This is a genomic window from Variovorax sp. EBFNA2 (assembly GCF_033802765.1).
GTDB classification, from domain to species: Bacteria; Pseudomonadota; Gammaproteobacteria; order Burkholderiales; family Burkholderiaceae_C; genus Variovorax; species Variovorax paradoxus_H.
In genome coordinates this window covers 1,856,311-1,872,629 of the sequence record NZ_CP138496.1, presented here as the reverse complement: position 1 = coordinate 1,872,629, position 16,319 = coordinate 1,856,311, and the positions used below count along the sequence as shown (strand labels likewise).

24 protein-coding genes are annotated in these 16,319 nt (G+C 66.5%); 8 read left to right on the top strand and 16 right to left on the bottom strand.

Annotation, left to right across the window (positions count from 1 at the left end):
- Positions 1-2 precede the first annotated feature (2 nt).
- Positions 3-470: a DUF4124 domain-containing protein gene (locus RZE79_RS08605; RefSeq protein ID WP_319359951.1), complete on the bottom strand. Its 468-nt coding sequence runs from the start codon at positions 468-470 to the stop codon at positions 3-5.
- A 161-nt stretch (positions 471-631) separates the two neighbouring features.
- Between RZE79_RS08605 and RZE79_RS08600 the strand changes: the two genes are divergently transcribed.
- Entirely contained in the window at positions 632-1,582 is a 951-nt protein-coding gene (locus RZE79_RS08600) for a hypothetical protein (protein WP_319359949.1), read from the top strand.
- Positions 1,583-1,764: 182 nt separating this feature from the next.
- The gene (locus RZE79_RS08595; RefSeq protein WP_319359946.1) at positions 1,765-2,148 is read left to right on the top strand and encodes a GFA family protein; all 384 of its coding nucleotides are present in this window, start codon (positions 1,765-1,767) and stop codon (positions 2,146-2,148) included.
- A gap of 20 nt (positions 2,149-2,168) precedes the next feature.
- Here RZE79_RS08595 and RZE79_RS08590 read toward each other — a convergent pair whose 3' ends face one another.
- Both RZE79_RS08590 and RZE79_RS08585 read right to left on the bottom strand, forming a co-directional pair.
- Positions 2,169-2,438 (bottom strand): hypothetical protein, encoded by a 270-nt coding sequence (locus tag RZE79_RS08590; RefSeq protein WP_319359944.1) that lies wholly within the window; start codon positions 2,436-2,438, stop codon positions 2,169-2,171.
- Between the two features lie 54 nt (positions 2,439-2,492).
- On the bottom strand, positions 2,493-3,392 hold the full coding sequence (locus RZE79_RS08585; RefSeq protein WP_319359943.1) for a LysR family transcriptional regulator: 900 nt from the start codon (positions 3,390-3,392) through the stop codon (positions 2,493-2,495).
- A 105-nt stretch (positions 3,393-3,497) separates the two neighbouring features.
- Between RZE79_RS08585 and RZE79_RS08580 the strand changes: the two genes are divergently transcribed.
- Entirely contained in the window at positions 3,498-4,664 is a 1,167-nt protein-coding gene (locus RZE79_RS08580; RefSeq protein WP_153285439.1) for a mandelate racemase/muconate lactonizing enzyme family protein, read from the top strand.
- Positions 4,665-4,694: 30 nt separating this feature from the next.
- Positions 4,695-5,684 carry a tripartite tricarboxylate transporter substrate-binding protein gene (locus tag RZE79_RS08575; RefSeq protein ID WP_153285440.1) on the top strand — a complete coding sequence of 330 codons (990 nt, stop codon included), beginning with the start codon at positions 4,695-4,697 and terminating at the stop codon, positions 5,682-5,684.
- A gap of 46 nt (positions 5,685-5,730) precedes the next feature.
- Here RZE79_RS08575 and RZE79_RS08570 read toward each other — a convergent pair whose 3' ends face one another.
- From RZE79_RS08570 to RZE79_RS08540, 7 genes are all read right to left on the bottom strand, one after another.
- Positions 5,731-6,057: a DMT family transporter gene (locus RZE79_RS08570; protein WP_319359931.1), complete on the bottom strand. Its 327-nt coding sequence runs from the start codon at positions 6,055-6,057 to the stop codon at positions 5,731-5,733.
- 152 nt (positions 6,058-6,209) lie between these two features.
- The gene (locus RZE79_RS08565) at positions 6,210-7,370 is read right to left on the bottom strand and encodes an ABC transporter substrate-binding protein (protein ID WP_319359930.1); all 1,161 of its coding nucleotides are present in this window, start codon (positions 7,368-7,370) and stop codon (positions 6,210-6,212) included.
- The gene (locus RZE79_RS08560) at positions 7,367-7,918 is read right to left on the bottom strand and encodes an HD domain-containing protein (protein ID WP_319359929.1); all 552 of its coding nucleotides are present in this window, start codon (positions 7,916-7,918) and stop codon (positions 7,367-7,369) included. The genes RZE79_RS08565 and RZE79_RS08560 overlap by 4 nt, the downstream gene beginning before the upstream one ends.
- Before the next feature lie 69 nt (positions 7,919-7,987).
- On the bottom strand, positions 7,988-8,566 hold the full coding sequence (locus RZE79_RS08555) for a dihydrofolate reductase family protein (protein ID WP_319359927.1): 579 nt from the start codon (positions 8,564-8,566) through the stop codon (positions 7,988-7,990).
- A 94-nt stretch (positions 8,567-8,660) separates the two neighbouring features.
- Positions 8,661-9,026, bottom strand: a complete 366-nt coding sequence (locus RZE79_RS08550) for a hypothetical protein (RefSeq protein WP_319359924.1) — start codon at positions 9,024-9,026, stop codon at positions 8,661-8,663.
- 62 nt (positions 9,027-9,088) lie between these two features.
- Positions 9,089-9,463, bottom strand: coding sequence for a tetratricopeptide repeat protein (locus RZE79_RS08545; RefSeq protein WP_319359922.1), 375 nt, complete (start codon positions 9,461-9,463; stop codon positions 9,089-9,091).
- Between the two features lie 65 nt (positions 9,464-9,528).
- Entirely contained in the window at positions 9,529-10,323 is a 795-nt protein-coding gene (locus RZE79_RS08540; protein ID WP_319359920.1) for an ornithine carbamoyltransferase, read from the bottom strand.
- 124 nt (positions 10,324-10,447) lie between these two features.
- Here RZE79_RS08540 and RZE79_RS08535 point away from each other — a divergent pair, with 124 nt between their 5' ends.
- Positions 10,448-10,738, top strand: a complete 291-nt coding sequence (locus tag RZE79_RS08535) for a helix-turn-helix transcriptional regulator (RefSeq protein WP_319359918.1) — start codon at positions 10,448-10,450, stop codon at positions 10,736-10,738.
- Here the strand turns inward: RZE79_RS08535 and RZE79_RS08530 are convergent.
- Positions 10,735-10,875 (bottom strand): hypothetical protein, encoded by a 141-nt coding sequence (locus tag RZE79_RS08530; protein WP_319359916.1) that lies wholly within the window; start codon positions 10,873-10,875, stop codon positions 10,735-10,737. The two genes, RZE79_RS08535 and RZE79_RS08530, sit on opposite strands and share 4 nt — an antisense overlap.
- Before the next feature lie 101 nt (positions 10,876-10,976).
- On the opposite strand from RZE79_RS08530, the gene RZE79_RS08525 reads away from it, so the two are divergent.
- A complete protein-coding gene (locus RZE79_RS08525) occupies positions 10,977-11,975 on the top strand; it encodes a LysR family transcriptional regulator (protein ID WP_319359914.1) in 999 nt (332 codons plus the stop codon).
- Positions 11,972-12,436, top strand: a complete 465-nt coding sequence (locus RZE79_RS08520; RefSeq protein WP_319359912.1) for a GNAT family N-acetyltransferase — start codon at positions 11,972-11,974, stop codon at positions 12,434-12,436. Before RZE79_RS08525 ends, RZE79_RS08520 begins: the two co-directional genes overlap by 4 nt.
- Before the next feature lie 14 nt (positions 12,437-12,450).
- Here the strand turns inward: RZE79_RS08520 and RZE79_RS08515 are convergent, their stop codons facing one another.
- Both RZE79_RS08515 and RZE79_RS08510 read right to left on the bottom strand, forming a co-directional pair.
- A complete protein-coding gene (locus tag RZE79_RS08515) occupies positions 12,451-12,795 on the bottom strand; it encodes a hypothetical protein (protein ID WP_319359910.1) in 345 nt (114 codons plus the stop codon).
- A gap of 88 nt (positions 12,796-12,883) precedes the next feature.
- Entirely contained in the window at positions 12,884-13,369 is a 486-nt protein-coding gene (locus RZE79_RS08510; RefSeq protein ID WP_319359908.1) for a DUF2165 family protein, read from the bottom strand.
- Positions 13,370-13,464: 95 nt separating this feature from the next.
- On the opposite strand from RZE79_RS08510, the gene RZE79_RS08505 reads away from it, so the two are divergent.
- Complete coding sequence (locus RZE79_RS08505; RefSeq protein ID WP_319359906.1) at positions 13,465-13,818, top strand: hypothetical protein; 354 nt, start codon at positions 13,465-13,467, stop codon at positions 13,816-13,818.
- Between the two features lie 6 nt (positions 13,819-13,824).
- Here RZE79_RS08505 and RZE79_RS08500 read toward each other — a convergent pair whose 3' ends face one another.
- From RZE79_RS08500 to RZE79_RS08490, 3 genes are all read right to left on the bottom strand, one after another.
- Positions 13,825-14,457 (bottom strand): heme-binding beta-barrel domain-containing protein, encoded by a 633-nt coding sequence (locus RZE79_RS08500; protein ID WP_319359904.1) that lies wholly within the window; start codon positions 14,455-14,457, stop codon positions 13,825-13,827.
- 79 nt (positions 14,458-14,536) lie between these two features.
- Entirely contained in the window at positions 14,537-14,962 is a 426-nt protein-coding gene (locus RZE79_RS08495) for a hypothetical protein (RefSeq protein ID WP_319359901.1), read from the bottom strand.
- An 18-nt stretch (positions 14,963-14,980) separates the two neighbouring features.
- Entirely contained in the window at positions 14,981-16,315 is a 1,335-nt protein-coding gene (locus RZE79_RS08490) for an adenylosuccinate synthetase (protein WP_319359899.1), read from the bottom strand.
- Between the last annotated feature and the right edge of the window lie 4 nt (positions 16,316-16,319).

Sequence of the window (16,319 nt, the reverse complement as noted above, 5' to 3'; positions counted from 1 at the left end):
GCTCAGCAGTTGTTGCGCTTGATGCCCGCGAGATTGCACGGCCGCTGGCCGGGCGGTGGACCGGGATCGCGCGAAGGACGCGGTGGCCGGTGATAGCCGGGGCGCGGTGCGCCGTAGTACGGATCGCCGCCCCAGATGTAGGTCGGCCCCGGATCGACCGCAGGCGCCTCGCCCACCGGGTAGCGCGGAATGATCGCCGGGCCCGAGGGCGCAGGCTGCGGCGGCGGTGCGGACGGCGCCGCGTAGGCGGGTCGGCGAGGCTCGGCCTCTTCGCCGGGCGCGCGCGCCGGTGCCGGCGGCGGCTCGTCGATCCGCAACTGCCGCGACTGCCGGGTGCCCGACGGGCAGGCGCCGTCTGTGTAGACGATGCGGCCGTCGGCATCGGTGCAGCGCACCACCTCCGCCTGTGCGACCGGCGCGGCCACGACAAGCCAGAGCAGCGAAACGAAAAGGATGGAGGGCGAACGCATGGAACGCTCTTTGTAACAGTGCGCGGGCGCGCGAACAAGCGAAAGAAGAGCCGCAGCTTCCTGTCGCCAGGCGTTCCCTAGGCGACAGGCGCACCCGGCGGACTTTGCCATCATCGTCCGTTCGATTGACGCCCGCCGCTGGACACACGGAGCCCCCACCCATGACCTCGCCTTTCTCCACCACCGCCCTGGGCCTGTGCGGCCCGCTGCGCCAGCCGCGCCAGATGCTGGCCGACCAGACCTACGACGACCACAAGTCCATCCACGACGACGCCACGGCCGAAACGCTGGGCCTGCGCGCCGGGCCGATCGAGGGGCCGACGCACTTCAGCCAGTTCGACCCCCTGCTGTTCCACGTGTTCGGCCAGGCCTGGTTCGAGACCGGCTGCATCAGCGCCCACTACCAGAACATGGTGGTCGAGGGTGAATCGGTGCGTGCCTTTGTCGACCTGCCCGCGCCCGGTGCCACCTTCGTGCGCCTGCGCGCCGAGAAGGCCGACGGCACGCCGGTGCTGACCGGCACCGCGTCGGTGGGCGATGCATCGCAGCATCCGCACGAGCTGCCCCAGCGCATCGCGAAGCTGCGCCCAGCCCAGGGCCTGGTCATCAACCGCGACCTGCGCGTGGGCCAGCGCGGCGCCGTCGTCGAAAAAATCCGCATGGGCTTCGACCAGCACATGGGCGACCACTACCCCTTCACCCTCGCCGACAAGCTCAAGGCCATCACCGAGCCCTGCGACTGGTACACGGCCGAAGGCGGCCAGCGCTCGCCGTGGGGCCGCGCGATCATTCCGACCGAGATGATCAGCGTGCTGCTCGGCTCCACCAGCGCCAAGGCCCAACTGAGCGGCCGCAAGCCCGCGGTGGGCCTGTTCGCCGGACAGGAGATTCGCCTCGTCAAGGGCCCGCTCTTCGTCGACCAGGACTACGAACTGGAGCGCGAGATCGTCGCGCTGAGCGAAAGCGCGCGCACCGAGTCCGTGTGGATACGCACCCAGGTGTACGAAATGCCGTCGCGCACGCTCGTGGCCGAGATGATCCTCAATGGCGCGACGATGAAGGCGTCGTATCCGAACTACGAAGCCGAAGCCAAGGAACTCGGTCTGGCCTGAGCGCGTGACCGCGTGACCGCGTGACCGCGGTATCGGCCCCGATTCATCGGGGCAGAATCCGATCTTTTGGGTGCCGTATGCCAGCTGTACTTGAAGGAGGTTGCCTCTGCGGCAAGGTCAGATTCCGTACGACCCAGCCGCCGCTGCGCACGTTCGCCTGCCATTGCACGTTCTGCCAGCGCATGACCGGCACGTCCTTCTACGCCGAGTCGCTCTTTCCGATGGACGCCGTGCGGTTCAACGAAGGCGAGCTTCGGCAGTACGAACATCGCTCGGACGGCAGCCACAAGAAAGTCTTCGTCCATTTCTGCCCCGCGTGCGGCACGACGATGGGCCTGACCTTCGAACGCTGGCCCGAGGTCCGTGCCATCTCGCGCGGGTGCTACGACGATCCGAACGCGGTCGAACTCACGAGCCACATCTGGACGCGTTCTGCGCAAAGCGGCGTGGCCTTGCCGGCCGATGTCGATTGCTTTGCCCGGGCGCGCGCCACGGCCGATGGCGTGCCGGAAGTGGCCTTGAGGTACGACGCACCGGCCCTGGCTCGGCAGGACGACGGGGCCTGAACCTTGGCGTCAGCCGGCCCTCAGCCGCGATGGGCTCGGCGACGGCGAAGCACGACGGCCAGGCAGAAGACAGAGACACACGTCAGCAGGCCCGCGAGCACCGACCACGCGGCGCCGGCCCCGATGAGATTGGCGCCGTCAGCCGCCACGCAACTCGATGCGGCCGCCTCGATGCAATCCCTGTGCTTGTAGTAACGCTCGTAGAACGCCCACCAGAAGAAGCCCGCCGCCGCGGCGAATGCAACGCAGAGGATGGCGGGCCGGGTGATGGAAAGGGGCGTTGTGGTCATGACGTCGAGCTGCGATCTCGCATCGCATCGGAGGCTGGGGCAATCATCACGCGATCACCCACCGCTCGCGGCGTTCCAGAACGCATTCGCGGCCTTCCCCAAAAGCTCGTTGTCGCGATAGAGCCTTACTTCCAGCGGCACTTCCCACGCGTGGTCCGCCGCGGCGACCAGCCGTCCCTGGTTCATATCGTCGTCCACCAGCGTCTGCGGCAACCACGCGATGCCCCTGCCGTCCAGCACCATCGTTCGAAGCACAGAGGCGAGATGCGCCGTGAAGACGGCCTGCGCGGGAACCGACTCCAGCCTTCGGCCGATCACGGCGCGCATGATGCGTCCCAGCCCTGATTCTTCCGAGTACTGGAGCATCGGAACTGCGGCGTCGCCCCGCCGCGCGAGCTGATGACGCGCGTGGCCCTCCCCGTCCGGCGCCGACACCGGAATCAGCAGATCCTCGCCGATGCGGGTCGACCTGTACGGCTCCGCGTCCAGCGCCCCTTGCGCCTTGCTGTGCGCGTGGCTCAGCACAAACTGGACCTTGCTTTGCAGCATCAGTGCTTCGCAACGCTGAAGCACGTCCGACATCAGCTGCACCGGCCCGAGCGTCGTGTTCGATTCGAGGCTTCGCAGCCATCGCGGTAAAAAAGTGAACGAGAGCGCGTGCGTGGACGCGATGCGCAAGGTGACAGAACTGGCCTCGGCCACCTTCCTGGCGTCGCCCGGCACCCGCGCGACGCGGGCGATCAATTCCTGCGCCACGCCGGTGAACCATTCGCCGGCCTCGGTCAGCTGGGCGGGTTGCGAACGCCGGTCGAAAAGCTCGGCGCCGATCCACTCCTCCAGGGCACGAATGCGCCGGCTGAATGCGGGCTGGGAACTGTGGCGGTCCTGCGCGGCGCGCGAAAAATTCCCCGTGGCAGCCAGGGCCATGAAGTCTTCAAGCCAGATCAGATTCATGTGCGGTTCGTCCAGTGCATGAAAGCAGCGAAAAGGAGCATTGGCCCAAACATCCGGTACGGCGGACCATGGCGGCTCTCAATCAGAAGTTCCCTGGAGCCAGTCATGAAGATCGTCGAAATCCGCGAGAAAACCATTCCCATCAGTTCGCCCATCCGCAACGCCTACATCGACTTTAGCAAGATGACGCTGAGCCTTGTCGCGGTGATCACCGACGTGATCCAGGGCGGCAAGCCGGTGGTCGGCTACGGCTTCAATTCGAACGGCCGCTACGGCCAGGGCAAGCTGATGCGCGAGCGGTTCATTCCGCGCATCCTCGAAGCCGCCCCGTCGTCGCTCGTCGACGACACGGGCGACAACCTCGATCCGCACAAGATCTGGAACACCATGTTCACCAACGAGAAGCCCGGCGGCCATGGTGAACGCTCCGTGGCGATCGGCACCATCGACATGGCGGTGTGGGACGCCGTGGCCAAGATCGAAGGCAAGCCCCTCTTCCAGCTGCTGGCCGACCGCTACGGCGACGGCAAGCCGAATCGCAAGATTTTTGTCTACGCGGCGGGCGGCTACTACTACCCCGGGCAGGACCACCGGAAGCTGCAGGACGAGATGCGCAGCTACATCGACCGCGGCTACACGGTCGTCAAGAAAAAGATCGGCGGTGCCTCGCTCGACGAAGACCTTCGCCGCATCGACTCGATCATGGAAGTGCTGCAGGACGGTCAGAAACTGTGCGTCGACGCGAACGGGCGCTTCGACCTGGAGACCGCCATCGCCTACGCCAAGGCACTGTCGCAATACGACCTGTTCTGGTACGAGGAGCCGGGCGACCCGCTGGACTTCGAACTCCAGGCGGCGCTGCGCAACTTCTACAAGAACCCGATGGCCACAGGCGAAGATCTTTTCTCGATGCAGGATGCGCGCAACCTCATCCGCTACGGCGGCATGCGCCCCGACCGCGACTGGCTGCAGTTCGATTGCGCGCTGAGCTACGGCCTCGTGGAATACCTGCGCACGCTCGACATGCTCAAGGAGCACGGCTGGTCCGCCAGCCGCTGCATTCCCCATGGCGGCCACCAGATGTCATTGAACATCGCCGCGGGGCTCGGGCTGGGCGGCAACGAGTCCTACCCCGACCTGTTCCAGCCGTTCGGCGGTTTCCCCGATGGCGTGAAGGTGGAGAACAGCCATGTGACGCTGCCCGACCTGCCCGGCATCGGCTTCGAAGGCAAGGCCGACCTGTACCGCGAGATGCAGGCGCTGTCGGCCTGACGTTCGCAAAAAACCCAAGGAGACAAGACCATGACGCGATACAGATTCCACCTTTGGCGCTGCGGCGCCGGCCTCGCCGCGCTCGGATTCGCTTCGCTGGCATGCGCCGAATTTCCGGACAAACCCGTCACACTGGTCGTGCCCTTTTCCGCCGGCGGTCCCAGCGACAAGATCGCCCGGGACCTGGCCGAGGCGCTTCGCAAGCCGCTGGGCCAGACCGTCATCATCGAAAACGCCGCCGGCGCGGGCGGCACGGTGGGCTCGGCCAAAGTGGCGCGCGCCGCACCGGACGGCTACACGCTGCTGGTGCATCACATCGGCATGGCCACCGCGCCGGCCCTGTACCGCAAGCTCAGCTACAAGGTGCCGGACGATTTCGAAACCCTGGGTGTCATCAACGAAGCGCCTTCGGTGCTGATCGGCAAGCCGAGCCTCGCTGCCGGCAACTTCGCCGAGCTGCGCCAGTGGATCGCGTCGAACGGCGGCAAGGTGAACCTCGCCAACGCCGGGCTCGGTTCCGCGTCGCACCTGTGCGGCCTGATGCTCCAGGGCGCGCTGAAGACGAGCATGACGCCCGTGCCCTACAAAGGCACCGCGCCGGCAATGACCGACCTCATCGGCGGCCAGGTCGACGTGATGTGCGAACAGGCGACCAACGCGGTGCCGCAGATCGAAGGCAGGAAGGTCAAGGTCTACGGCATCACCAGCTTGCAGCGGCTGCCGCTCGCCGCGCTGAAGGACACACCGACCTTGTCGGAAGCCGGACTGAAGGACTTCAACGTCCAGGTCTGGCACGGCGTGTACGCGCCGCGCGGCACGCCTGCCGCGGTGCTCGCCAAGCTCAACGCCGCACTGCGCACCGCGTTGAAAGACCCGGACCTGATCAAGCGGGAAGAGGCGCTCGGCCTCGCCGTCGTCAGTGACGACCGGCTCGACCCTGCCGGCCACAGGAAATACCTTGAAGCCGAAAAGGCCCGGTGGTCGAAGGTGATCAAGGACGCTGGCGAATACGCCGACTGATGCGGCAAGGGCCGGCGGGCGGCACTCCCTCGCCGGTCCGCGCACGTCAGCGTTCAGCCACGGGCCGCTTCTTCTGCGCGGACCTCGGCGCCTCGCTGCGCGCCAGCCACAGTCCGCTCGCCACGATCAACGCGCCGCCGCCCAGCGTCCATGCATCGGGCGCGGCCCGCCAGAACACCCAGTCCAGCACCAACGCCCACGCGAGGGCGCTGTATTCGAAGGGCGCGATGGCAGCGGCCTTCCCGTGGCGGAAAGCCTCGGCAATCGCCAGCTGCCCCAGAAAGCCGCTGATGGCCAGCCCGGCGAGCAACCCCATGTGCTCGGCCTTCAAGGGCACCCATTGCGGCACCGACAGCAGGCGAAGAAGGCGCATGCCAACAGCATCGCAGCGATGCCGCGCAGGGTTCCGGTCGATTGCATGGTCAGGTGGTTGTCTCGCGGCAGTGACCGGAGTCAGGGGACTTGTTCTTGACCGCCAAGCATAGGCGCGGCGAGCGTCGGGTCGTGTCCCCCTCTGCCGGCCCGCTACCGGCACTCGTTCCAGTACCCATCCGGATTCGCCTCCAGCGGCGTGGCGATCCGCTTGAGCGACGCGCGGCCCTGCGCGTCTTTCGCGACAATGAAGATGTGCCCGTCCTGAACCGGGAAACCGTTGCGCAGAAACTTGAAGCCACTGCGCACCGACGAAAAGTCGGCCTCGTTGAGTGCGTTGCGCAAGGCACCGCGATCGGCGACCGAGCCCTTGGTCTCCTTCAACGCGCGGTCGATCAGGAGCGCCGCGTCGAAACCTTGCGCGGCGTACTGCGAGGGGATGCGCCCGTGCTTCTTTTCAAAAGCGGCAACGAACGCCTTGCTCGTCGGGCTCGGCAGGTCGGGGCCCCAGACCGCGCCGGTCAGCACATGGAGCGCGGCATCCTTGAGCAGCGGCAGCGTCGTGCCATCGACCGTGCCGACCGTCAACAAGGGCAACTTGCTCAGCAGACCCGAGCGGTTCATCTGCTGGATGAAGTTCACGCCCATGTTGCCCGGCAGGAAGGCGACCACCGCGTCGGGCGCGACGCGCTTGATCTGCGCCAGCGCTGCCGCGTAGTCGGTCTGCTCGGGTTTGACGTAGATTTCGCTGACCACCTCGCCCGAGTAGTAGCGCTTGAAGCCCCGCAGCTGGTCCTTGCCCGACGCGTTGTCGGGCGCCACGAACAGCGTCTTCCAGTAGCCCTTGTCGACCGCGTACCGCCCCACGATCCCGGCCTGGTACTCGTCCTGGTACGAGGCGAAGACGAACTTGTTGTTGCACTGCTTGCCGGCAATCGGCGCCGGACCGGCATTCGAGCCGACGAACAGCATGCCCGCTCGGGCCATTGGCTTGGCCATCGCCATCATCACGTCGGAGAAGGTCACGCCGGTGATGAAGCTGACCTTGTCCGTCTCGATCAGGCGCTGCACCAGCTGCGCTCCGAGTTCGGGGTTGTGCTGGTCGTCTTCCTTGAAGACCGTCACGGGGGCGCCGCCGAGCATGCCTTGGCGTTGCTCGACCGCCAGCATGAAGCCGTCGTACTGTTCCTGCCCGAACGCGCCCCCCGGGCCGGAGAGCGTGCCGATGAAGCCGATTTTTACCTGCGCGGAGGCGGTCAATGCCGCGGCGCTCAAAGTGCAGGCCACGAGGACCGTGCGGATGCGGTGGATCAAGGTGTTCCTTGTGGATGAGTGGAGCGAGTGGTCAGAAGTGGCCGCTTGTCATCGCTCAGCAGCCCGTCGAGTTCAGACCAGAGTTCATCGCAGAGGCCCGCCCGAAATGCGGCGGCCTTGAACACCTCATGCTCACCGCGATAGACGCTCCACAGGTCGCGGTTGGCATCGGCCACACAGGCTCGGACGTTCGAGAGGCGGTCCGCCACCTTCACCACCAGCGCCAGTTCCTCCGCGCCGGTCACTTTGGCCAGCTTCGCGTAGGTCTTCGCTTTGCGCTCCTTCCGGTTCGCGCCGGGTTCGTCCGTGAGGAGTGCGACGCACGCAGCCACCAGGTCGCCGAAGCGCAGGCGTACCTCATCGACTGTCGCGTCCGTGTCTTCAACCACATCGTGCAGGTACCCGATGACCTGCGCCTCTTCACCGTACGGCAGAAGGGTCAGCGCAACGGCATCCAAGTGGTGCGCATACGGGTGCGTTCCGTACATTTGCGCGCCGTGCATGCTGAGTGCGTAGGCGCGGGCGGCGGGAAGGTTGGAGGTGTTCATGAGGCGTTTGGACGGGGCAGATGGGTCTGGCGTGACGCCGAATTTCGCTCGCGATGTCGGGCTGCCCGACTACCCAGCCTTCAAAGCGCCGGAGACCTTGTAGGCACTGACGAGGATGCCGGACGGCATTGCTTTCGTGCTGACGAGCTCGAAGGCGCGTGGCGGCGTTCCCTGTGCGAAGAAGCGCTTTCCAGCGCCCAGCAGAACCGGATAAACGACCAGCAAGACTTCATCCACAAGACCGTGTTCGAGCAGCGTCGATGTCAGCGTGGAGCTGCCCCAGAGAATCAGGTTCGGGCCAGCCTGCGACTTGATGCGGCGAACGCCCTCGACGATGTCCGGCCCCAGGCTTTCGAACGGGCCCCACGCCAGACTTTCCGGACGGTGGGTCACGACATACTTGGTCGCTGCATTCAGGCCGTCTGCCATCGCGCCGCTCGGTGCCTTGGGCCAATAGCCCGACCACAAGTCGTAGGTGCGGCGGCCGAGCAGCAGATCGAAGCGCCCGCCATGCGCGGCGAGCACTTCATCCCGGCCGGCAGGGCTGCGATAAGGAGCGGTCCAGTCCGCGTAAGGGAAAGCGTCTTCGCCAGAGGTCTGGATCACGCCGTCCAGCGAGATGTGCTCCATGATTTTCAGCGTTCTCATGCGGGTCTCCGTGCTCGGGGTTGGAGGGTGCGGCGCTGTCGCCTTGAGCGAAACAGTCGCTGTGTGCGCAAGTACGTTGCGAATGGTAGTGGCCTCATCTCCCCTGGCCAAACGGGCGCAGCGGAGGGTGAGGCAGCACCGAAGGTGCATCGGTGGCCAACGAATAGACCTCGATCCCACTGAGCAGGCCTTCGCTCTCGAAGATGAATGCCCCTGCCGGTGCGTCCACAGGACCGCAGAGAAAGTCTCCGAGGATGTGCACGCCCGGGGGCGCAGGGGGATGGCCCTTGATCTGCAGATTGATGCTTGCACAGCCGCAGGGACACCGCCACGGGGTCACTTTCGCCTCCTCCAGCTGCGCCAGAAATGCACGAGCCTCGGGAAGGCCGTTCTCCAGCATCCAGCGAGCGAGCACGCGTTCAGAGCCAGTCAACGCGCGGTTGTTCTCGGTCGAATTCATGGCATGACGGTACCGCCACTGGCGTTCACGACCGTCCGCTTCGGGCCGCTCGAATGCGCTGTTCAATGGGCCTGCGCATCAAAGTATGCCGTCCACGACAGCGGCGAAGCCTGGAGCCCTTCGGCCCCACGGAATGCAGACATGGCTTTCGCGCGCGAGCCGAAGTTCATCGTTGCCACGCCGAGGTTGAAGAAAGTGTTCCGGTCGGTGGAGCCGAGTTCGATCGCACGCTTCAGAGCGGATGCAGCCTCTTCGTGCTTGCCTTGATCGGAAAGCACTGCGCCCAAGCATGTCAGGGCAAGGACATTGTCAGGAGATTCGACAAGAACCTTCGAGAGCATCGCTTGCGCAGAGGCAAGGTTCGCTTCCCACTTGTCGGGGTGGTTCCATGCGTCGTCGACAAGCGATCGACTGAGGGAGATGACGTCCTCGCTCATAGGCTGTTCAGGTTTTTTTTTCGACTCTATTCCGTCCAGCACTCGACCGACCGGCCCCGGTCGATTCAGGTTGCAAGCAGATGTTGAAGCACCGCTCTTTGCACCGGCAAGAGGAGCTTCTTCTGCTCGTAGCCGGCGAAGTGCGGATAGCGACAAGGGTCCACCGAAAGTTCACCACCGACAGTGAACGGTGGCGTCGGCAACAGCACGGGGTTGCCCATCCGAGTCAGATCTTCAACGGACAGCGGACGGCTCAACTGCTCCGTGTCCCGAGGCCAGCCATCGGTGATGACCACCTCCGCTGCTTCTGAGGAAGACGACGAAAAGGCTACGTTGGGGATGGTCTCGTGGAAGCTCTCATGGCAGACATGAACCAGCGTAAAGCCCATCACGCCGGCCAGCTCGTGCCATGAACGAAACACGTTGGTCGGCGGCCCCCAGAGGCAGATGCGCACCTTCTGGATCGGACCTATGGTTGTTTCGACGAAGTAGGCGTCGGTAAGAACTTCGCATGGATGGCCGGCGTTCGACATCGCGTTGACTACGGGTCTGCGAGACGAGGCCGCAAACTCCGCGAGGCGCTCGTGGCTCGATTCCCGGATGACATAGATGTCATAGAAAGGGTCGAGATAGCCCGCGAGATCGCAAGCCCGTTCGCTTGTCTTCAGAAGATTCGGCAGCTCGATGACGGACAGGTTCAGTTCGTGGAATGCCTTCAGGAACGTCGTGCGCGTGCGAATGCCATTGCCTTCGAACGACCAGGCTGCGGTGCCTTGAACGCCTGCGCCGGGTGATGCAGCAAGGCGCCAGATCGCGTGGACATCCTCAGGGGCAAGGGCTGACAGGCTGACCAGGTTCATGGTTGGGAATGCGTCAGAGACTCGAGATTGGAGACTGCGATGGAACGCTCGGCTGCGGCCGCTATAGGCTGGCGGCTCAGACCGGTGTCGATCGTACCCACCTGCAACCAGAGACAATCACCCCATGGCCCAAGGAAAACGAATATCTTCCGACATCGGAGACGACGCGATCCAAGCGATCAAGGCATTCGGTGCTGCCGCCAAGCTGGCGCGCACAACGACTGGCGAGGGCCAGTCTGCCGCTGCCACGCGCCTGGGCGTTCACGTCCAGACGATCGCGCGGATCGAATCGGGTGAGCCGGGCGTCGCGATCGGGCACGTGCTCGGCATGCTGGCGCTCTACGGCATCTCGGCGACGGTGCAACAGCAGCGACCGACGGACAGCGGCGAGCGCCCTACCGGCCAGCCCGGCTAGGCATCGTTCACAGCTGCACGCAGCGACTGAAGCGTGACCTCGGCCGTTTCGATGCGCCGCTGCAGCTCTTCATTGACGAGCCGCACAAGCGCCCCGAGTTCGGTGCGCGTCGGGTACACATCGTCCGTGTCGTTCACGTGTTGCGGCACCACGCACCTCCGCCCGATTCACAGCGCAAAACCGGGATGCCCCTACGACCCGTGCCCCCTCCCCCGATGCTGGAACAATGGGCCGATCTATGGATGGTCTCGATCTCATCAAAACGTTCCGCGAAGTCGCGTTCCGGCGCAGCTTTTCCCGCGCGGCCCTGTCGCTGGGCATGTCCAAGGCGACGGTCAGCCGCTATGTGGCCGAGCTCGAATCGCGCAGCGGCGTGCGCCTGCTCAACCGCTCGACCCGCTCCCTGAGCCTCACCGACGCAGGCGAGGTGCTGCTGGAGCGCAGCACCGAGCTGGTGACGATGGCCGAGAACACGCTCAACGACCTGCAGGCGCACGGCTCGCACCCGCGCGGGCGCCTGCGCATGAGCGCGCCGCACGGGCTGATTGCAGGCTGGCTGTCGGACGTGATCGCGGAGTTCATCAAGCTCTACCCCGACGTGTACGTGAGCCTGAATTTCACCAACCACGACATCGACCTGATCGAGGCCGGCATCGACATCCACCTGACGGGCGGGCGCATCGACGACATGAACCTGATCGTGCGCCGGCTGGTGCGCTTCGACATGGTGGTGTGCGCGTCGCCCGCGTACTGGGCGCAGCGCGGCATTCCGCAGGTGCCCGAGGACATGGCCCGGCACGACGTGCTGAGCTATTCGCCGATGCCCACGACGAGCCTGCCTTTCGAAACCGACGGCCAGCCGCACGAGGTGGCGGTGCACAGCCGCATGGAGGCCAACGACGCGGTCGCGTTGATCGAGCTGGCGCTGCGCGGCGTGGGCGTGGCCTATGTGCCCGAGCCACTGGCGCAGTCGCACCTGGAGCGCGGCGCGCTGGTGCCGGTGCTGCGCGACCACATGCCGCACGAGCACTGGCTGTACGCCGCCTACTCGCAGCGCCGCCACAACAGCGCGGCGATGCGCGCGATGCTCGACTTCCTTGAGAAGTCGATGGGGCCGGTGCCCGAGCCCCTGCCCGCTGCCGTGCCGGTGGCGCTGCCGCCGTGCGGCACCACCGCCGCCGCCATCGCGGCGCGCGACTCCCTCGTTTCCAACGGAAAGGCTCCGCTCACCCCATGACCTCGCCCGCGCTCGTGATCCGCCCACCGACACCCGACGACTTCGCCGCCTGGAAGCCGCTCTGGGACGGCTACAACGCCTTCTACGGCCGCGAGGGCCCCACGGCCCTGCCCGACGCGATCACGCAGGTCACGTGGCAGCGCTTCTTCGATGCGTACGAGCCGGTGCATGCGCTGGTGGCCGAGCGCGACGGGCAGCTGGTAGGGCTGGTGCATTACCTGTTCCACCGCAGCACGACGCGCATCGAGCCCAACTGCTACCTGCAAGATTTGTTCACGCAATCGTCCGAACGCGGCCGGGGCGTGGGCCGTCATCTCATCCAGGGTGTGTACGACGAGGTGCGGCGCGCGGGCGCACACCGCGTGTACTGGCAGACGCACACGACCAATGCGGCGGGACGGATGCTCTACGACAAGGTCGCGAAGCACGAAGGCTTCATCGTCTACGCGACGATGGTCTGAGCCCGCACTGAAGATCAGTACTTGATGGTGATGCCGGCCTTCACGCCGGTGTTGGCCTTGCCGTCCGAATGCGCGCCGCCCGAGAAGGAGACGTCGCCCCCGGTCTTGGCGCCCACCGAATAGGTGGGCCGCTTGCCCGAGGTGTCGGTGCCAGCTTCGAGGGCGCTGCCGTCCGGGCGCTGCACGCCGACGGTGGCGCCGTTGGTGCGGGCCGAGGTTTCGGTGGAGTCCACGTTGGGCGTTATGTAGGCCGTGCCCTTCTCGTCGCTGTCGATCGGCACTTTGATGGGCTCCGCAATGGCCACGACAGCCGCTGCGCAGGCAACCACACCCAGGAACGCAAGAATCACTCTGTTCATGGGCACCGATGGTGGGGGCTGGCCGTCGCACGGGCTGTGGGGGTGGCCTCCCCTGCCGCGTAGGACAAGGACGGTGTTTTCGGCGGCTTCAGTGCCATGGCATGTTGAACAGGAAGAACGCCGCCAGCACCCACAGCATCAGCACGAGGTGCGTGAGCTGCAAGCCTTCTTGCCGAATCCAGTAGCCGAACCACAGGCCACCCAGGTGCATCGCGAGGAGGAATGCGGCAAAGCCGGCCAGCCCCAGGTTGAGCCACGGCCGCGCGACGGCCAGGTCGCCGCCGACGACCAGCGCGGCACTGCCCGCCCAGAACGCCAGCGCCGCGCCGAGTTGCAACGCCAGCACCACACCCAGCGCCGTGCGATGCAGCGCCACTGATCGGATCGCACGTGTCAGCAAGGGCGTCTCGATGGCGGGTTCGTCGTGCAACGGCGCCATCGACATCGTGCCGCCGACCGCGAACGCCGAGCCCGCAAAGCCGTGCCAGTTGTTGCGCACGGCAATCGAAAGCCACAGCGCCATGCCCAGCGCGTGAAGGGACTGGAACAGCCAGACGGAGGTAGGGAGATTCATCGGGGCGCCTGCGGCATTAAATATCAAAGATTATTCTTTGATATTGATGCGCCCGCCGGTCGGCGGTCAAAGTCCCTCAACGAAGGTCGAACGCCATGAACACCGCCACCACCCCGCCCGGCCCGTCACCCGAGGCGCTCGAGCGCCTGCTGGCCGCGGGCCGTGACAGCGCCCTGCTTCGCATGAGCCTGGCGCTGGCGCACCACCGGCGTGATGACGCGCCCACGGCGCTGATGCATGTGGAGAAGGCGCTCGCCTTCGACCCCGACTTCACGGCCGCGTGGCGGCTGCAGGGCCTGCTCGCGCTGGCGCTCGGCGACGCCGCGAAGGCCGAGGCCTCGTTCGCGCAAGCACTGGAGGTGGCGCAGCGGCGCGGGGAGCTTCAGCTGGTGAAGGAACTCACCGTGCGGCTGCGGCGCCTGCGCACGCCGAAGCCACCTGCAGACTGACCTGCGTCAGCCCGCCATCTTCGCCAGCGGATTGAGCCCCGGCTCGCCGACGCGCGTGAGGGTGTTGCGGTCGGTGTGATGGAAAGGCTCGGCCTGGCCCTGGATCTGCATCACGGTGTCCTGGTCGTACGACCAGGTGCCGTCGGGGTTGATCTTCACCGTGATGTTCCACGCCAGCGTGGTGAACGCGCGCTCGATGAACGGGTTCGACACGATGCCGTTCACCAGGCTGCCGTGCTCGGCGCTGAGCGTGAACTGCGTGTCGCCGGGGTTCACGCGCCCGCTGGCCATGGCCACCTGTCCGCGCGGAATGGCCAGCGTGTGGAACACGGTGCCGGTGGCCGGCTCCCACAGCCAGTAGCCGACCTGGTCGTGGTACATCTTCGTGAGGCCGGGCTTGTGGATGTAGGTGTGGTAGCGCAGACCGTACAGCAGCTGCGGGCCGTTGGTCTGCGCGTCGATGGGCTGCAGTTCGTAGTGCTCGACATACACCTGCGTCTTCGGGCCCTCTTTCTTCGGCTTGACGTCGACGCCCTTCATGCCCTCCCAGATGCCGGCCATCGGCCGCAACGGGCCGAGGTTGGCGAGCGTGTCGGGGTCGGCCGGGGGTTCGGTGTAGATGTCTTCGGGAGTGGTCATGGGATCGATCGTGGGAGGAAGAAAACGGAGAGAAGCTTTTCGATTCTGATTCTGCTTGAGTACCGCAGCGGCCCGGCCGTCAGAGCGTGTCCCAGACCTGCACGAGCCCGACGAGGTGCACCACGCCGTACACGAAGCACACGAGCGAGCTCCACACCCAGAAGGCGTTGAGGCGTCGCCGGTCGAACAGCCACATCGCGACAGCGACGAGTCCGCGCAACAGGTACACGGCGGTGATGGCGGGCAGCACCAGGGCCTGCGAGGGCAACGGCTGCAGCACCCCGGCGCCCGCGAGCGCGTAGGCGGCCCACACACCCAGCATGCCGGCAATCACCAACGTCACGGCCACGGGGTACAGATGGCCGGCCTCCGCGCTCGCGGCCATGCGCTCGCCGGCGCCGAAGAAGCGGTACCAGGCCGGGCCGCCGAAGATGATGCAGAGGTGCAGCAGCGCGGCAATGGCGCTCAGCACGGCGCCGGCGATCAGGAAGAGGTTGGGGGTCACGCAGGCTTTCTTGTCAGGTCAACACAGCAGGTCGCGCGCACGGACAGCCTCGCGCACCGGACCGAACGCACCGAAACGCACGGGCAGGCCGCTGAGGGCTTCCGCACGCCGGACCCAATCTGCCGCGCTGGCGACAGGGTTCGGTTCGTACAGGGGCTGCGCGCCTTCCAGCAGACGGGTCAGTGCGTGCTGGTGGTCGAGGTCGGGCGCGTCGCTCAGCGGCAGCGACGACAGCGTGCGGCCGTCGGCGCCGCGGTAGCCGGCGCACCACCGCAGGTCGGCGTGCGCAACCGCATCGAGGTGGCTCGCGAGCAGCCCGTCGAGCGGTCCGGCGGCGGCGAGCGCGTAGCGCAGCAGCACGGCGTCGGGGTGGCCGCGTCGGAACGCACCCTGCCAACCCTCGTCGGCGTTGTGCGGCTCGGCCAGCCGCGCATCGAGCCTATGGTCGTGCGTGGGCAGCGGGCCAGCACCGTGCCGCGTGAGGTGGCTGCGCAGCACGCCCAGGTGCTGCACGGGCGCCGCGATGCCCACGTCGCGCAGCACGGCCTCGACGGCGGCGGTGGAGACGGTGCTCCAGGTGGTGTGCGGATGAAAGCCGCGCCACTCATCGAGCAGCACGCCCTGCGCGCCTTCGAAGAGCACGGTGCCGGGCAGCACGAGCCGTTCGCCGATGGCGTCGGCACTTGCAGGAGGCGACTGGCGCAGGCAGGGCTGCACAGCGTCGAGCCAGCGCTGGGCGAGCGAGGCGTCGGCGAGCGCGGCCAGCTCGTGCGCGGCATCGGCCGACGAAGCCGCCGCGTCCGCGAACTCGCGGTGCAGCGCGAGGCGCACGGCTTCGAGCTTGTCGAGCGTGCGCGTCGCGTGAACCAGATCGCCGTAGTGCAGCGTCGTTTCGGGCACTGCCAGCGCTTGGCGCACGGTCTCGCCCACGCCGACGCCGCAACTGCCGTGCGCCGCTGCGCCCCGCGCCCATTCGCGCAGACGGCCGGTGGCCTGGTGGAACGGCGTGGTCACGCGGCAGCGCGCATCGATGAACAAGCGCGCGAACGCGTCAGGCACGCCCGTGCGCTGCAGCACCTCGGCCTCGACGCGCAACGCGGTCGGGTGCACCACCACCGGGCTCGCCAGCACGGTCGCCACGCCAGCGTGAAAACTGCCCGCGCCGAACTGAGCGAAGGTGTGGTGGCGGCCGTCGGCCAGCACCACGTTGTGGCCGGCCTGCGCGCCACCGTTGAAGCGCACGACGGTGTGCGCACCCCAGGCGCCGCACAAAAAATCGGTGAAGCGGCCCTTGCCGCAGTCGCCGAAGCCGAGGCCGAGCAGCGAGACGTAGCGCGTGGAAGTCAATGGCAAGCGG

Excerpts from the sequence above, each read along its gene's own strand:
- RZE79_RS08605 (WP_319359951.1), bottom strand. The coding sequence starts at position 470 with ATGCGTTCGCCCTCCATCCTTTTCGTTTCGCTGCTCTGGCTTGTCGTG.
- RZE79_RS08600 (WP_319359949.1), top strand. The coding sequence starts at position 632 with ATGACCTCGCCTTTCTCCACCACCGCCCTGGGCCTGTGCGGCCCGCTG.
- RZE79_RS08595 (WP_319359946.1), top strand. The coding sequence starts at position 1,765 with ATGACCGGCACGTCCTTCTACGCCGAGTCGCTCTTTCCGATGGACGCC.
- RZE79_RS08590 (WP_319359944.1), bottom strand. The coding sequence starts at position 2,438 with ATGACCACAACGCCCCTTTCCATCACCCGGCCCGCCATCCTCTGCGTT.
- RZE79_RS08585 (WP_319359943.1), bottom strand. The coding sequence starts at position 3,392 with ATGAATCTGATCTGGCTTGAAGACTTCATGGCCCTGGCTGCCACGGGG.
- RZE79_RS08580 (WP_153285439.1), top strand. The coding sequence starts at position 3,498 with ATGAAGATCGTCGAAATCCGCGAGAAAACCATTCCCATCAGTTCGCCC.
- RZE79_RS08575 (WP_153285440.1), top strand. The coding sequence starts at position 4,695 with ATGACGCGATACAGATTCCACCTTTGGCGCTGCGGCGCCGGCCTCGCC.
- RZE79_RS08570 (WP_319359931.1), bottom strand. The coding sequence starts at position 6,057 with ATGCGCCTTCTTCGCCTGCTGTCGGTGCCGCAATGGGTGCCCTTGAAG.
- RZE79_RS08560 (WP_319359929.1), bottom strand. The coding sequence starts at position 7,918 with ATGAACACCTCCAACCTTCCCGCCGCCCGCGCCTACGCACTCAGCATG.
- RZE79_RS08555 (WP_319359927.1), bottom strand. The coding sequence starts at position 8,566 with ATGAGAACGCTGAAAATCATGGAGCACATCTCGCTGGACGGCGTGATC.
- RZE79_RS08550 (WP_319359924.1), bottom strand. The coding sequence starts at position 9,026 with ATGAATTCGACCGAGAACAACCGCGCGTTGACTGGCTCTGAACGCGTG.
- RZE79_RS08545 (WP_319359922.1), bottom strand. The coding sequence starts at position 9,463 with ATGAGCGAGGACGTCATCTCCCTCAGTCGATCGCTTGTCGACGACGCA.
- RZE79_RS08540 (WP_319359920.1), bottom strand. The coding sequence starts at position 10,323 with ATGAACCTGGTCAGCCTGTCAGCCCTTGCCCCTGAGGATGTCCACGCG.
- RZE79_RS08535 (WP_319359918.1), top strand. The coding sequence starts at position 10,448 with ATGGCCCAAGGAAAACGAATATCTTCCGACATCGGAGACGACGCGATC.
- RZE79_RS08525 (WP_319359914.1), top strand. The coding sequence starts at position 10,977 with ATGGATGGTCTCGATCTCATCAAAACGTTCCGCGAAGTCGCGTTCCGG.
- RZE79_RS08520 (WP_319359912.1), top strand. The coding sequence starts at position 11,972 with ATGACCTCGCCCGCGCTCGTGATCCGCCCACCGACACCCGACGACTTC.
- RZE79_RS08515 (WP_319359910.1), bottom strand. The coding sequence starts at position 12,795 with ATGAACAGAGTGATTCTTGCGTTCCTGGGTGTGGTTGCCTGCGCAGCG.
- RZE79_RS08510 (WP_319359908.1), bottom strand. The coding sequence starts at position 13,369 with ATGAATCTCCCTACCTCCGTCTGGCTGTTCCAGTCCCTTCACGCGCTG.
- RZE79_RS08505 (WP_319359906.1), top strand. The coding sequence starts at position 13,465 with ATGAACACCGCCACCACCCCGCCCGGCCCGTCACCCGAGGCGCTCGAG.
- RZE79_RS08500 (WP_319359904.1), bottom strand. The coding sequence starts at position 14,457 with ATGACCACTCCCGAAGACATCTACACCGAACCCCCGGCCGACCCCGAC.